The 13,651-nt window shown below is 60.0% G+C and carries 15 protein-coding genes; 12 read left to right on the top strand and 3 right to left on the bottom strand.

The features are described from left to right. Positions 1-16: 16 nt before the first annotated feature. Positions 17-796 (top strand): tRNA(1)(Val) (adenine(37)-N(6))-methyltransferase TrmN, encoded by a 780-nt coding sequence (trmN, locus tag ACJ8KE_RS19740; RefSeq protein WP_079450449.1) that lies wholly within the window; start codon positions 17-19, stop codon positions 794-796. A 38-nt stretch (positions 797-834) separates the two neighbouring features. Here trmN and nadB read toward each other — a convergent pair whose 3' ends face one another. Further along, entirely contained in the window at positions 835-2,436 is a 1,602-nt protein-coding gene (gene nadB, locus ACJ8KE_RS19745; RefSeq protein WP_016929796.1) for an L-aspartate oxidase, read from the bottom strand. A 214-nt stretch (positions 2,437-2,650) separates the two neighbouring features. Between nadB and rpoE the strand changes: the two genes are divergently transcribed. The 4 genes from rpoE to rseC are packed head-to-tail and all read left to right on the top strand — an operon-like array spanning position 2,651 to position 5,342. Continuing rightward, positions 2,651-3,226 (top strand): RNA polymerase sigma factor RpoE, encoded by a 576-nt coding sequence (gene rpoE / locus ACJ8KE_RS19750; RefSeq protein WP_004929136.1) that lies wholly within the window; start codon positions 2,651-2,653, stop codon positions 3,224-3,226. 30 nt (positions 3,227-3,256) lie between these two features. Next, a complete protein-coding gene (gene rseA / locus ACJ8KE_RS19755) occupies positions 3,257-3,910 on the top strand; it encodes an anti-sigma-E factor RseA (protein ID WP_016929795.1) in 654 nt (217 codons plus the stop codon). Beyond that, entirely contained in the window at positions 3,910-4,866 is a 957-nt protein-coding gene (gene rseB, locus ACJ8KE_RS19760; protein ID WP_016929794.1) for a sigma-E factor regulatory protein RseB, read from the top strand. The genes rseA and rseB overlap by 1 nt, the downstream gene beginning before the upstream one ends. Then, on the top strand, positions 4,866-5,342 hold the full coding sequence (rseC, locus tag ACJ8KE_RS19765) for a SoxR-reducing system protein RseC (protein ID WP_004929144.1): 477 nt from the start codon (positions 4,866-4,868) through the stop codon (positions 5,340-5,342). Before rseB ends, rseC begins: the two co-directional genes overlap by 1 nt. On the opposite strand, the gene ACJ8KE_RS19770 is transcribed toward rseC, so the two are convergent. Then, on the bottom strand, positions 5,339-6,175 hold the full coding sequence (locus ACJ8KE_RS19770) for a hypothetical protein (protein ID WP_016929793.1): 837 nt from the start codon (positions 6,173-6,175) through the stop codon (positions 5,339-5,341). The two genes, rseC and ACJ8KE_RS19770, sit on opposite strands and share 4 nt — an antisense overlap. A 519-nt stretch (positions 6,176-6,694) precedes the next feature. On the opposite strand from ACJ8KE_RS19770, the gene lepA reads away from it, so the two are divergent. From lepA to acpS, 7 genes are all read left to right on the top strand, one after another. Continuing rightward, positions 6,695-8,494 (top strand): translation elongation factor 4, encoded by a 1,800-nt coding sequence (gene lepA, locus ACJ8KE_RS19775; RefSeq protein WP_004929150.1) that lies wholly within the window; start codon positions 6,695-6,697, stop codon positions 8,492-8,494. 32 nt (positions 8,495-8,526) lie between these two features. Continuing rightward, a complete protein-coding gene (gene lepB, locus ACJ8KE_RS19780; protein WP_016929791.1) occupies positions 8,527-9,504 on the top strand; it encodes a signal peptidase I in 978 nt (325 codons plus the stop codon). Positions 9,505-9,738: 234 nt separating this feature from the next. Next, a complete protein-coding gene (gene rnc / locus ACJ8KE_RS19785; RefSeq protein ID WP_004929158.1) occupies positions 9,739-10,419 on the top strand; it encodes a ribonuclease III in 681 nt (226 codons plus the stop codon). Further along, positions 10,416-11,324, top strand: a complete 909-nt coding sequence (gene era, locus ACJ8KE_RS19790; protein ID WP_004929162.1) for a GTPase Era — start codon at positions 10,416-10,418, stop codon at positions 11,322-11,324. The genes rnc and era overlap by 4 nt, the downstream gene beginning before the upstream one ends. A 6-nt stretch (positions 11,325-11,330) precedes the next feature. Next, entirely contained in the window at positions 11,331-12,062 is a 732-nt protein-coding gene (gene recO / locus ACJ8KE_RS19795; protein WP_004929165.1) for a DNA repair protein RecO, read from the top strand. Positions 12,063-12,133: 71 nt separating this feature from the next. Beyond that, a complete protein-coding gene (gene pdxJ / locus ACJ8KE_RS19800) occupies positions 12,134-12,865 on the top strand; it encodes a pyridoxine 5'-phosphate synthase (RefSeq protein ID WP_016929790.1) in 732 nt (243 codons plus the stop codon). Continuing rightward, on the top strand, positions 12,865-13,245 hold the full coding sequence (gene acpS / locus ACJ8KE_RS19805; RefSeq protein ID WP_004929169.1) for a holo-ACP synthase: 381 nt from the start codon (positions 12,865-12,867) through the stop codon (positions 13,243-13,245). The genes pdxJ and acpS overlap by 1 nt, the downstream gene beginning before the upstream one ends. A 44-nt stretch (positions 13,246-13,289) precedes the next feature. Here acpS and ACJ8KE_RS19810 read toward each other — a convergent pair whose 3' ends face one another. Then, the gene (locus tag ACJ8KE_RS19810) at positions 13,290-13,550 is read right to left on the bottom strand and encodes a YfhL family 4Fe-4S dicluster ferredoxin (RefSeq protein WP_123867324.1); all 261 of its coding nucleotides are present in this window, start codon (positions 13,548-13,550) and stop codon (positions 13,290-13,292) included. Between the last annotated feature and the right edge of the window lie 101 nt (positions 13,551-13,651).

Raw genomic sequence — 13,651 nt, forward strand, 5'->3', positions numbered from 1 at the left:
CCGATCAGATTGCCTTATGCTACGCCAGTTTTATAGCCGGGTGGTGAGTGTGAGCAAGCGATCGAAAGCCGATTTTACCCCGCGCCGCGGGGGTTTTACCTTTAAACAATTCTTTGTCGCCCACGATCGTTGCGCCATGAAAGTGGGCACCGACGGGGTGCTGCTCGGCGCCTGGGCGCCGCTGGGGCAGGCGCGCCGGGTGCTGGACATCGGCAGCGGCAGCGGGCTGATCGCGCTGATGCTGGCGCAGCGCAGCGGCGACGAAGTGACCATCGACGCGGTGGAGCTGGATGAAGCCGCCGCCGGCCAGGCGCGCGAAAACGCGGCGGAATCGCCGTGGCCGCAGCGCATCCGCGTGCATGCGCAGGATATTCACCATTATGCGCAGCAGCATGCCGCTGAGTATGATCTGATCGTCAGCAATCCGCCGTATTTCGAGCCGGCGGTGGCCTGCCGCGACCAGGCACGCCACAACGCGCGCTACACCGAAACCCTGACGCACGACGCGCTGTTGGCCTGCGCGGCGGAGCTGCTGGCCGCGCAGGGGACGTTTTGCGTGGTGCTGCCGCACGACATCGGCGCCGAATTCGAACGCCTGGCGCAGCAAAGCGGTTGGCACACGGCGGCGAAAGTGAACGTCAGCGATCGGGCCGATACGCCGCTGCACCGGGTGTTGCTGGCGCTGACGCGGCGGGAAACGCCGCTGCGGGAGCAGGCGCTGGCGATCAAACAGGCCGACGGCAGCTATACCGACGATTTCCGCCGGTTGATCACTGACTTCTATCTGTTCTACTGAAAAGAAAAGGGCGCCGATAAGGCGCCCTGTCGCAGAGTTTAAGGCTGCAAAATGGTCGGCAGCGCTTCCGGCAGCAAATCCGGGTAGTCCAGCGTGTAGTGCAGGCCGCGGCTCTCTTTGCGCGCCATGGCGCTGCGCACGATAAGCTCGGCCACCTGCACCAGATTGCGCAGCTCCAGCAGGTTGTTGGAGATGCGGAAGTGCGCGTAGTACTCGTCGATTTCCGCCTGCAGCGTGTTGATGCGGCGCAGGGCGCGCTCCAGCCGCTTGGTGGTGCGCACGATGCCGACGTAATCCCACATGAACAGCCGCAGCTCGTGCCAGTTGTGCTGGATCACCACCCGTTCGTCCGCATCATCCACCCGGCTCTCATCCCAGTGCGGCACCTGTTTGGCCTGCTGGATGAACGGCAGGCGCTGCAGAATGTCTTCCGCCGCCGACCAACCGTAAACCAGGCACTCCAGCAGCGAATTCGACGCCATGCGGTTGGCGCCGTGCAGGCCGGTGTAGCTGACCTCGCCGATGGCGTACAGCCCGTCGAGATCGGTGCGGCCATGCTGATCGACCATCACGCCGCCGCAGGTGTAGTGCGCCGCCGGAACGATGGGGATCGGTTGCCGGGTCAGATCGAAGCCCAGCGTCAGCAGCTTTTCGTGGATCATCGGGAAGTGCTGAGTGATGAATTCCGCCGGCTTGTGGCTGATGTCCAGGTACATGCAGTCGGCGCCCAGGCGCTTCATTTCATGGTCGATGGCGCGGGCGACGATATCGCGCGGGGCCAGTTCGCCACGCGGATCGAAATCCGGCATAAAGCGGCTGCCGTCCGGGCGCTTCAGGTAAGCCCCTTCGCCGCGCAGCGCTTCGGTCAGCAGAAAGTTGCGCGCCTGCGGATGGAACAGGCAGGTCGGGTGGAACTGGTTGAATTCCAGGTTGGCGACCCGGCAGCCGGCGCGCCAGGCCATGGCGATGCCGTCGCCGGAGGAGATGTCCGGGTTGGTGGTGTATTGGTACACCTTGGCCGCGCCGCCGGTGGCCAGCACCACCGTTTTGGCTCGGTAGGTTTCCACCCGTTCCAGCTCGCGGTTCCAGACGTAAGCGCCCACCACTCGGCGGGTGCCCGGCAGGCCGATTTTGTTCGAGGTGATAAGGTCAACCGCGTTGCGGCGTTCCATCACGCAAATATTGGGGTGAGCGCTTGCTTTCCCCACCAGCGTGGTCTCTACTTCCTTACCGGTAGCGTCCGCGGCGTGCAGGATGCGGCGATGGCTGTGGCCGCCTTCGCGCGTGAGGTGATAATGCGCCTCGCCCTGCGCGTTGACCTCGGTGTCGAACAGCACGCCCTGATCGATCAGCCACTGCACGCAGTGGCGCGCGTTGCCGGCGATGAATTCGACGGCCTCTTTGTCGCACAGGCCGGCGCCGGCAATCAAAGTGTCATCAACGTGTGAGGCAATGCTGTCCGTCTCATCGAACACCGCGGCGATCCCGCCCTGGGCGTAAAAGGTGGCGCCCTCGCTGAGCGGCCCCTTGCTGAGGACGGTAACCTTGCAATGCTGCGCCAGGCGCAGCGCCAGTGACAGGCCCGCAGCGCCGCTGCCGACGATCAGGACATCGCTAACATGTTCAGATGATGGTTGCATAACGTATGATGTGTGCAGAAGAAGAGTGAATTTCATGTTAGCCTAACTGTCCGGGCAAAAGCCACGGATAGGGTGACATCAACAGAAAAAACAATGGCGATATGGAACTTCGTGTTCTATATGAACTCCAAGCGAGTGCTTGCTCAGGAAAATAATGTATGGCTGGCAGTACAATTTTACGCGTGGAGACGGATTTGGGGAGAGTTTACCTCGGATGAGCGAGCAGTTAACGGATCAAGTTCTGGTCGAGCGGGTCCAAAAGGGCGACCAGAAGTCGTTTAACCTACTGGTAGTGCGCTATCAGCATAAGGTGGCGAGTCTCGTTTCCCGCTATGTGCCGCAGGGCGATGTGCCCGATGTGGTGCAGGAGTCGTTTATCAAGGCCTATCGCGCACTGGAATCGTTCCGTGGCGACAGCGCTTTTTATACCTGGTTGTATCGAATCGCCGTGAACACGGCAAAGAATTATCTGGTTGCTCAGGGGCGCCGTCCGCCATCCAGTGATGTGGACGCCAACGATGCGGAAAATTACGAAAGTGCGGGCGCACTGAAAGAAATTTCGAACCCTGAGAACTTAATGTTGTCAGAAGAGCTGAGACAGATAGTTTTCCGTACCATTGAGTCGCTCCCTGAGGATCTTCGCATGGCGATTACCCTGCGGGAGTTGGATGGTCTAAGCTACGAAGAGATAGCCGCCATCATGGATTGCCCGGTCGGAACCGTACGTTCGCGTATTTTCCGCGCCCGGGAAGCTATCGATAATAAAGTTCAACCGCTGATCCAGCGTTAGCAATGGCGGGCACAGGAAGGGTACTTAGGCATGCAGAAAGAAAAGCTTTCCGCTCTGATGGATGGTGAATCGTTCGACAGCGAGCTGTTGAGTTCTCTGTCGCAAGATCGAACGCTTCAACAAAGCTGGCAGAGCTATCACCTGATACGTGACACACTGCGAGGTGATGTCGGGCAAGTGATGCATCTCGACATCGCCGATCGCGTCGCCGCTGCACTTGAGAAAGAACCCGCCCGGCTGGTGCCTTCCGCCGTTCAGGAATCTCAGCCGCAGCCTCACACCTGGCAGAAAATGCCGTTCTGGGACAAAGTGCGTCCTTGGGCGAGCCAGATTACGCAAATCGGCATGGCGGCCTGCGTGTCGCTGGCGGTGATCGTCGGCGTGCAGCAGTACAACCAGCCTTCTGCGCCATCGAACGCGTCCGAATCGCCGGCCTTCACCACGCTGCCGATCATGGGCCAGGCCTCGCCGGTCAGCCTGGGCGTACCTGCCGACAGTTTCTCCACCGGCAGCGGCCAACAGCAGCAGGTGCAGGAACAGCGCAAGCGTATCAACGCCATGCTGCAGGACTATGAACTGCAACGTCGCCTGCATTCGGATCAGCTGCAGCTTGAGCAAGGCAACCCGCAACAGGCTGCCATTCAGGTTCCCGGAACTCAGTCTTTAGGAATGCAACAGCAGTAATGAAGCAAATCTGGTTCTCCGTTTGTTTATTGACGGGCAGCCTGCTCTATTCCAGCATCGCCCCGGCGCAGCCAACTGCGTCCGGGGCGTTATTGCAACAGATGAGCAGCGCCAGCCGTTCTCTCAATTACGAGCTCGCCTACATCAGCGTCAGCAAGCAGGGAATCGAGTCGTTGCGCTATCGCCATGCGGTGATCGGCAACGTGCCGCTCGGCCAGCTGCTGCATATGGACGGCCCGCGCCGCGAAGTGTTGCAGCGCGGCGGCGGGATCAGCTACTTCGAACCCGGTCTGGAACCGTTCACGCTCACCGGCGATCACATCGTCGATGCGCTGCCGGCGATCGTCTATGCTGATTTCACTCGTCTGGCGAAGTATTACGACTTCATCTCCGTGGGCAGCACCCGCATCGCCGATCGGCCGTGTGAAGTGCTGCGCGTGGTGGCGCGCGACGGTTCCCGCTACAGCTACATCGTTTGGATGGACGAAGACACCAAGCTGCCGCTGCGGGTGGATCTGCTCGATCGCGACGGCGAAACGCTGGAGCAATATCGGGTGATCTCCTTCGCGGTCGGCGCCGACGTGCAGGGCGCGATGCAGGGGCTGCTCAAAGCCAATTTGCCGCCGCTGCTGTCGCTGCCGGCGGTGGAAAACGTCCAGCTCAGCTGGAGCACCGGCTGGCTGCCGGCCGGCGTGGACGAGGTGGCGCGCAATCGCCGCAAATTGCCGAACGTCGCCGTGCCGGTGGAGTCCCGGCTCTACAGCGACGGTCTGTTCAGCTTCTCGGTCAACGTCAGCCCGGCGGGCAGCGGCGCCGGGCAGCAGTACTACCGTCAGGGGCGCCGCACCATTCAGACCGAAGTGCGCGCGGGCAACGAAATCACGATTGTGGGCGAATTGCCGCCGGCGACGGCCAAGCGCATCGCCGACAGCATTTCTTTCAAGGTATCGCCGTAATGATGAAAGAGTGGGCCACGGTGGTATCGTGGCAACAGGGCGTAGCGCTGCTGCGCTGTGAACCCAAGGCCGGCTGCGGCAGCTGCACCGCGCGCTCCGGCTGTGGCGCGCGTGCGCTGAACGAGCTGGTGCCGGAAACCGAGCATCAGCTGCAGGTACATATCGATCAGCCGCTCGAACCGGGGCAGCGCGTCGAGGTCGGCATCGCGGAAGGCAGCCTGCTGCGCTCCGCCATGCTGGTTTACCTGACGCCGCTGCTGGGCATGATGTTGGGCGGCACATTGCTGCAATATTGTTTCGGCAGCGACGCCTCGGCGGCAGTCGGCGCCGTATTGGGCGGTGGTGCGGCCTTTATGCTGGCTCGCCGCTTGGCTCGACGTCTGGGTGAGCAGGCCGATTACCAGCCGGTGGTGCTGCAGATTGGGTTGCCGCCTACCGCGATGCGCATGCAGGCGGAAAACTCCCCGCTGATTTAAACCGATGGCCGCGTCATCGCCGGGTTGTGATAGGCGGGGATGCGGTTGTGGATCATATGCTCCAACAGCGCGATGAACAGATCGGCGCTGAGCAGCGAATCGTAGTTAATCGCGAACAGCACATTTCCCTGGCCATCGAATAAGCGGATGCCGCGCTGCGGATGATTTTCCAACGTGCGGATCTGTTCGATAGGCACGTTTCCCCGTTCCGTCGTCAGCAGGGTGGCGCTCAGCCGCAGCGTTTCGGCCGGCGTGCCTTGCCGCTTGCCGAGCAGCAACTGCCACAGCCAGCGCGCGTCGCCCTCTATGGTGTGAAACGACACCGTCCCCCCCTGATAGAGCGCATTCAGCGCCAGCGGCCCGCGCTGCTGCAGCTGTTGGTCGACGATTACGTCCGCCAATCGCCACGAGTGGGCGACGTTGCTGAAAACCGTGCACCAGGGCTGATCCGCACCGGCGCGGAACGCCGTAACGTCAAACAGCCCGCCAAAAGCCTGGCCGCCGCGAAAGCGATAGATGTCGCTGATCTTCTCAAACGGGATGAAACGCTCTTTGTGATGGTGGCTGTCAAAGACCCGCACGCCGTGCTCGTACAGACGATAAGTCAGCGCCGGACGCAGATAATGCCGCAGCGCCAGCAGCGTACAGCCGAGTAAAATCGTGCCCGCGCCGGCCTGCAACAGCGTGATGACCTGGCTCTCGTCAATGCTGCTCAGCAGCGGCAGCACCAACAGCGCCGCCCCCACACTAAACAGCAGCGCCGCCGCCGCCAGTATGCCCCAGTTGACCTTTGAAAAATCGTGCCGGCTCAGCATTTGCCCTTTATCGATCATAATGCACCTTCCAATCAACGTACGCAGATATGCTGGTGAACCCCGGTGGGCTGCCGATGTAGTGCCCTGAATAATGTTTTGTCGCGGAGCTCATGCCCTTTCTATCCGAGGGACGGTGGTGGCGTATATGGGGTTTTTCCTAAAGGAAGTGGGGCAAAATGGAATTCTAAGAGGTTGATCCAAATATTCTTTTTTTATAATTTCGGAGAGGGTTTATTGCGCCGTGGCCGGTTATGTATTAGTGCCGGAGTTTGACGGCCACGAAGCACCGGCAAGCCTTGGGTTCAGGCCGCATCGTCCGCGTTAACATCTGTTTTCACCCGCCGGGGCGCCCTGTAACATTTAGCGGCGCATAATAGAATGCCTTCACTGCACCGATCGCTAGGTTTTCAGTGGTGTGGCATGTAGAATGCAGCGATTCAGGTGCAAGACGGCCTCACCCATTCACTGTCGCTTTAGGTCCATGCGGGTTTCTATAGGCGAGTAATTCAGAAATACCAAGGCAGAAAAACTTTTATAATGAAGCATATACGAAATTTCTCCATTATTGCCCATATTGACCACGGTAAGTCGACGCTGTCTGACCGCATTATCCAAATCTGCGGTGGCTTGACCGACCGTGAAATGGCTGCGCAGGTGCTCGATTCCATGGATCTGGAGCGTGAGCGCGGCATCACCATCAAGGCGCAGAGCGTGACGCTGGATTATAAAGCGCAGGATGGGCAGACCTATCAGCTTAACTTTATCGACACTCCCGGCCACGTTGACTTCTCCTATGAAGTTTCCCGCTCGCTGGCGGCCTGCGAAGGCGCGCTGCTGGTGGTGGACGCCGGCCAGGGCGTAGAAGCCCAGACGCTGGCCAACTGCTACACCGCGATCGAAATGGATCTGGAAGTGGTGCCGGTGTTGAACAAAATCGACCTGCCGGCCGCCGATCCGGATCGCGCCGCGCAGGAAATCGAAGACATCGTCGGCATCGACGCCACCGATGCCGTGCGCTGCTCGGCCAAAACCGGCGTCGGCGTGCCCGACGTGCTGGAGCGCCTGGTGCGCGACATCCCGCCGCCGCAGGGCGATCCGGATGCGCCGCTGCAGGCACTGATCATCGACTCCTGGTTCGATAACTACCTGGGCGTCGTGTCTCTGGTGCGCGTCAAGAACGGCACCCTGCGCAAGGGCGACAAGATCAAGGTCATGAGCACCGGTCAGGTGTATAACGCCGATCGTTTGGGCATCTTCACGCCGAAGCAGGTCGATCGCGACGTGCTGAACTGCGGCGAAGTGGGTTGGCTGGTCTGCGCGATCAAAGACATCCTCGGCGCGCCGGTGGGCGATACCCTGACGCAGGCGCGTCAGCCGGCGGATAAAGCGCTGCCGGGCTTCAAGAAAGTGAAGCCGCAGGTGTACGCCGGTCTGTTCCCAATCAGCTCCGACGACTATGAATCTTTCCGTGATGCGCTGGGCAAGTTGAGCCTTAACGACGCTTCCCTGTTCTACGAGCCGGAAAGCTCCACCGCGTTGGGCTTCGGCTTCCGCTGCGGCTTCCTCGGTCTGCTGCACATGGAGATCATTCAGGAGCGTCTGGAGCGTGAATACGATCTGGATCTGATCACCACCGCGCCGACGGTAGTCTACGAAGTGGAAACCACCGGCAAAGAAGTGATCTACGTCGACAGCCCGTCCAAGCTGCCGCCGCTGAACAACATCCAGGAACTGCGCGAGCCGATCGCCGAATGTCACATGCTGATGCCGCAGGAATACCTGGGCAACGTCATCACCCTGTGCGTTGAGAAGCGCGGCGTGCAGACCAACATGGTCTACCACGGCAACCAGGTGGCGCTGACTTATGAAATCCCGATGGCGGAAGTGGTGCTCGACTTCTTCGACCGCCTGAAGTCCACGTCGCGCGGTTATGCGTCGCTGGATTACAACTTCAAGCGCTTCCAGGCCTCCGACATGGTGCGCGTGGACGTGCTGATCAACAACGAGCGCGTGGATGCGCTGGCGCTGATCACCCACCGCGACAACTCGCAGTACCGCGGCCGTGAACTGGTGGAGAAGATGAAAGATCTGATCCCGCGTCAGCAGTTCGACATCGCGATTCAGGCGGCGATCGGCACGCATATCATCGCGCGCTCCACCGTGAAGCAGCTGCGTAAAAACGTGCTGGCGAAATGCTACGGCGGTGACGTCAGTCGTAAGAAAAAGCTGCTGCAGAAACAGAAAGACGGTAAGAAACGCATGAAGCAGGTCGGCAACGTCGAGCTGCCGCAGGAAGCGTTCCTGGCCATTCTGCACGTCGGTAAAGACGGCAAGTAACCGCGACGAGTTCGCGAAACGAGGGAGTTTGCATGGCGAATATGTTTGCCCTGGTCCTGGCGTTGGCCACTCTGGTCACCGGGATCATCTGGTGCTTCGAGCGCTTTAAATGGGCGCCGGCCCGCCGCGCGAAGATCGCGGCGGTCAACGAACAGACCGCGGGCGCCGTCGACGATAAAACGCTGGCGAAAGTGGCGAAGCAGCCTGGTTGGGTAGAGACTGGCGCATCGGTGTTCCCGGTGTTGCTGCTGGTCTTTGTGGTGCGTTCGTTTATTTACGAACCGTTCCAGATCCCGTCCGGATCAATGATGCCGACGCTGTTGATTGGCGATTTCATTCTGGTGGAGAAATATGCCTACGGCATTAAAGATCCGATTACCCAGACGACGCTCATTGAAACCGGCCATCCGAAGCGTGGCGATATTGCGGTATTTAAATATCCGCTGGATCCGAAGCTGGATTATATCAAGCGCGTGATTGGCCTGCCGGGCGACCGTATTACTTACGATCCGGTGAATAAGCGCGTCACGGTGCAGCCGTCCTGCAACAGCGGGCAGTCCTGCGATACCGCGCTGGCCGTGACCTACGCCGATGCGCAGCCGAGCGACTTCGTGCAGCTGTTCAGCCGCAGCGGCATGGGCGAGGCCAGCAACGGCTTCTATCAGATCCCGCTGAACGATAACGTGCCGTCGGGCGGCATTCGCATGCGTGAGCGCCAGGAAAGCCTCGGCAACGTTACGCATCGTATCCTGACCGTGCCGGACGCGCAGGATCGGGTGGGCGCTTACTATCAACAGCCGGGCAAACCGTTGGCGGAGTGGGTGGTGCCGGCCGGGCATTACTTCATGATGGGCGACAACCGTGACAACAGCGCGGACAGCCGTTACTGGGGCTTTGTGCCGGAGAAGAATCTGGTGGGCAAAGCCACAGCCATCTGGATGAGCTTTGAAAAACAGGAAGGCGAGTGGCCTACCGGCGTGCGTTTCAGCCGGATCGGCGGCATTCATTAATCGCTGATTTATTCCCTGTCAATTTCACGCCGCAGCCTACTGCGGCGTGAAAGATTAAGGGGATATAAACACAGCATTATGTTTCCACTCGTTGTAGAATACTTTCTCGAGCGATAAAAGTTGGCTCCTGCTGGGAGCCACTGCAAACGAAACAGCTTTGGATCGGCTTTCGGCGAAGCAGGCCTGTTCCGTGTGCTGCAAGTTTTTGACGCATTCTTGATCTATTGGTAACTCATGAACCCCATCGTAATAAACAGGCTGCAGCGGAAGCTGGGCTACACTTTTCAACAGCAGGAGCTTTTACTGCAGGCTTTGACTCACCGCAGCGCCAGCAGTAAACACAATGAACGTCTTGAGTTTCTGGGTGACTCGATTCTGAGCTTTGTCATCGCCAATGCGCTCTATCACCGTTTTCCTCGCGTAGACGAGGGCGACATGAGCCGCATGCGCGCCACGCTGGTGCGCGGCAACACGCTGGCGGAGATGGCGCGCGAGTTTGACCTGGGCGAATGTCTGCGGCTTGGGCCGGGCGAATTGAAAAGTGGTGGGTTCCGCCGCGAGTCAATCCTGGCGGATACGGTGGAGGCATTGATCGGCGGCGTGTTCCTGGACAGCGACATCCAGACCGTCGAGCGCCTGATTTTGGACTGGTATCGCAGCCGGTTGGACGAAATCAGCCCCGGCGATAAGCAGAAAGACCCGAAAACCCGTTTGCAGGAATTTTTGCAGGGGCGTCATCTGCCGTTGCCTTCTTATTTGGTGGTGCAGGTTCGCGGAGAAGCGCACGACCAGGAGTTTACCATCCACTGCCAGGTGAGTGGTTTGAGCGAGCCCGTGGTGGGCACCGGCTCGAGCCGCCGTAAAGCCGAGCAGGCGGCAGCGGAACAAGCGCTGAAAAAGCTGGAGCTTGAATGAGCGAAGTAAAACAACACTGCGGGTTTATCGCCATCGTCGGCCGCCCGAACGTGGGCAAATCGACGTTGCTGAACCAACTGCTGGGGCAGAAGGTTTCCATTACGTCGCGTAAGCCGCAGACGACCCGTCACCGCATCATGGGCATCGACACCGATGGCGCCTATCAGGCGATCTACGTCGATACCCCAGGGCTGCACATCGAAGAAAAACGCGCCATCAACCGTTTGATGAACCGCGCGGCCAGCAGCTCGATCGGCGACGTTGAGCTGGTGATCTTCGTGGTCGAAGGCACCAACTGGACCGCCGACGACGAAATGGTGGTCAACAAGCTGCGCAGCCTGCGTTGCCCGGTACTGCTGGCGATCAACAAGGTCGATAACGTTACCGACAAATCCAAGCTGTTGCCGCATATCGCGTTCCTCAGCCAGCAGATGAATTTCCTCGACGTGGTGCCTATCTCCGCCGAGAAAGGGATGAACGTCGACACCATCGCCGGCATCGTGCGCAAGCTGCTGCCGGAAGCGGAACACCACTTCCCGGAAGATTACATCACCGATCGTTCCCAGCGCTTTATGGCGTCTGAGATCATCCGCGAGAAGTTGATGCGTTTCCTGGGCGAAGAGCTGCCGTACTCGGTGACGGTAGAAATCGAACAGTTCGTGGCCAACGATCGCGGCGGCTACGATGTGCACGGCCTGATCCTGGTCGAGCGCGAAGGCCAGAAGAAAATGGTCATCGGCAACAAGGGCGCCAAGATCAAAACCATCGGCATCGAAGCGCGCCAGGACATGGAACAGATGTTCGACGCCAAAGTGCATCTCGAGCTGTGGGTGAAAGTGAAATCCGGTTGGGCGGACGACGAACGTGCGCTGCGCAGCCTGGGCTATGTTGACGATCTGAAGTAACGATCCGTGGACGGCTGGGAGCGCGCTTTCGTCCTGCATGGGCGGCCGTACAGTGAAACCAGTCTGATGCTGGATCTGTTTACCGAAGGTCATGGGCGGGTGCGTTTGCTGGCGAAAGGCGCGCGCAGCCGCCGCTCCAATCTGAAGGGTTGCCTGCAACCCTTTACCCCCCTGTTAGTGCGCTGGGGCGGCCGCGGCGAAGTGAAAACGCTGCGCAACGCCGAAGCGGTCTCTCTCGGTTTACCCCTCAGCGGCATGATGCTTTACAGCGGCCTGTACGTGAACGAACTGCTGGCGCGCGTGCTGGAGCAGGAAACCAACTACTCGGTGCTGTTCTTCGACTACTTGCAATGCCTGCAGGCGCTGGCGGCGGAAGACAGTTCGCCGGAACAGGCGCTGCGCCAGTTCGAGCTGGCTTTGTTGCATCATCTCGGCTACGGCCTCGATTTTCTGCACTGCGCCGGCAGCGGCCTGCCGGTGGATGACGCCATGACCTACCGCTACCGCGAAGAGAAAGGCTTTATCGCCAGCCTGGTGGTGGATCATTACAGCTTCACCGGGCGCGAACTGCGCGCGCTGGCGGAACGGCAGTTTCCCGATGCCGAGACGCTGCGCGCCGCCAAGCGCTTCACCCGCATGGCGCTGAAGCCCTACCTCGGCGGCAAGCCGTTGAAGAGCCGCGAACTGTTCCGCCAATTCGTGCGCAAACAGCCGAATACGCCGGTCGACGACGCCTGACCTTTTCCCCTTTTGCCGCCCTGCGCCCGCGTGTAAACTGCTGGCACTGAAAATCGTATTTAGAGGTTGTCATGGCTGATTTGCTGCTGGGCGTCAATATCGATCACATCGCCACGTTACGTAACGCGCGCGGAACCCAATACCCGGATCCGGTTCAGGCGGCATTCATTGCCGAACAGGCGGGGGCCGACGGCATTACCGTGCATCTGCGCGAAGATCGCCGCCATATCACCGACCGCGACGTGCGCTTGTTGCGCCAGACCATCCAGACGCGCATGAACCTGGAGATGGCGGTGACCGACGAGATGCTGGACATCGCCATTGAGCTGCAGCCGCATTTCTGCTGCCTGGTGCCGGAAAAACGCGAGGAAGTGACCACCGAAGGCGGCCTGGACGTCGCCGGCCAGCTGGACAAAATGAGCGTGGCGGTTGAGCGCCTGGCGCAGGCGGGCATTCTGGTTTCGCTGTTCATCGATCCCGATCATCGCCAGATCGACGCGGCGGTGGCGGTGGGCGCCCCTTACATCGAAATCCACACCGGCGCCTACGCGGAAGCGCAGGGCGAGCTGGCGGTACAGGCCGAGCTGCGTCGCATCGCGGTAGCCGCCGCCTACGCGGCCGAGAAGGGGCTGAAGGTCAACGCCGGCCACGGCCTGACCTACCATAACGTGCAGCCGATCGCCGCGCTGCCGGAAATGCACGAGCTCAACATCGGCCATGCGATTATCGGCCAGGCGGTGATGAGCGGGCTGCCGGCCGCGGTTGCCGACATGAAAGTGTTGATGCGGGAAGCGCGCCGGTAATGGCGGTGCTCGGGCTGGGTACCGACATCGTCGAGATGGCGCGTATCGAAGCGGTGGTGGAGCGCAGCGGCGATCGTCTGGCGCGCCGGGTGCTAAGCGACGCCGAGTGGGCGCTGTATCAGCAGCACCAGCAGCCGATCCGCTTTCTGGCCAAACGTTTCGCGGTGAAAGAGGCCGCCGCCAAGGCGTTCGGCACCGGCATTCGCAACGGCCTGGCGTTCAACCAGTTCGAAGTGTTCAACGATGCGCTGGGCAAGCCGAATATTCGTTTGCACGGTCGCGCCGCCGAACTGGCGGGGGAGATGGGGGTCACCGCGATCCACGTTTCGCTGGCCGACGAACGGCGTTATGCCTGCGCGACGGTGATCGTCGAAAGCTGAAAAGAGAAAGGGCGCCTGTGGCGCCCTTGTCAGTCCTGCGGCGATTAAATGCGATCGGCGTGGTGCAACACCACGAACTTGTCCCACAGCTGCTCATTAGTCTCGCGATGCTGCGGATCGGTGATGATGGTGTTGTCGATAGGGCAAACCTGCTGACAGGTCGGCGTATCGTAATGACCAACGCACTCGGTGCAGCGATCGGTATCGATTTGGTAAATGTCATCACCCATCGAAATTGCCTGGTTCGGGCATTCCGGCTCGCACATGTCGCAGTTGATGCACCGCTTTGTTATTAATAATGCCATATCGTTCACTTACGAGTTTAATCTATTTAAATCATGCGATTATAGGATTTTGTTATTGCGCACGATTCCGTAATGCGTGTGTATTTATACAGTGTTTGAAG

This window comes from Serratia sp. CY56464, from assembly GCF_052168435.1.
Lineage (GTDB): Bacteria > Pseudomonadota > Gammaproteobacteria > Enterobacterales > Enterobacteriaceae > Serratia > Serratia marcescens.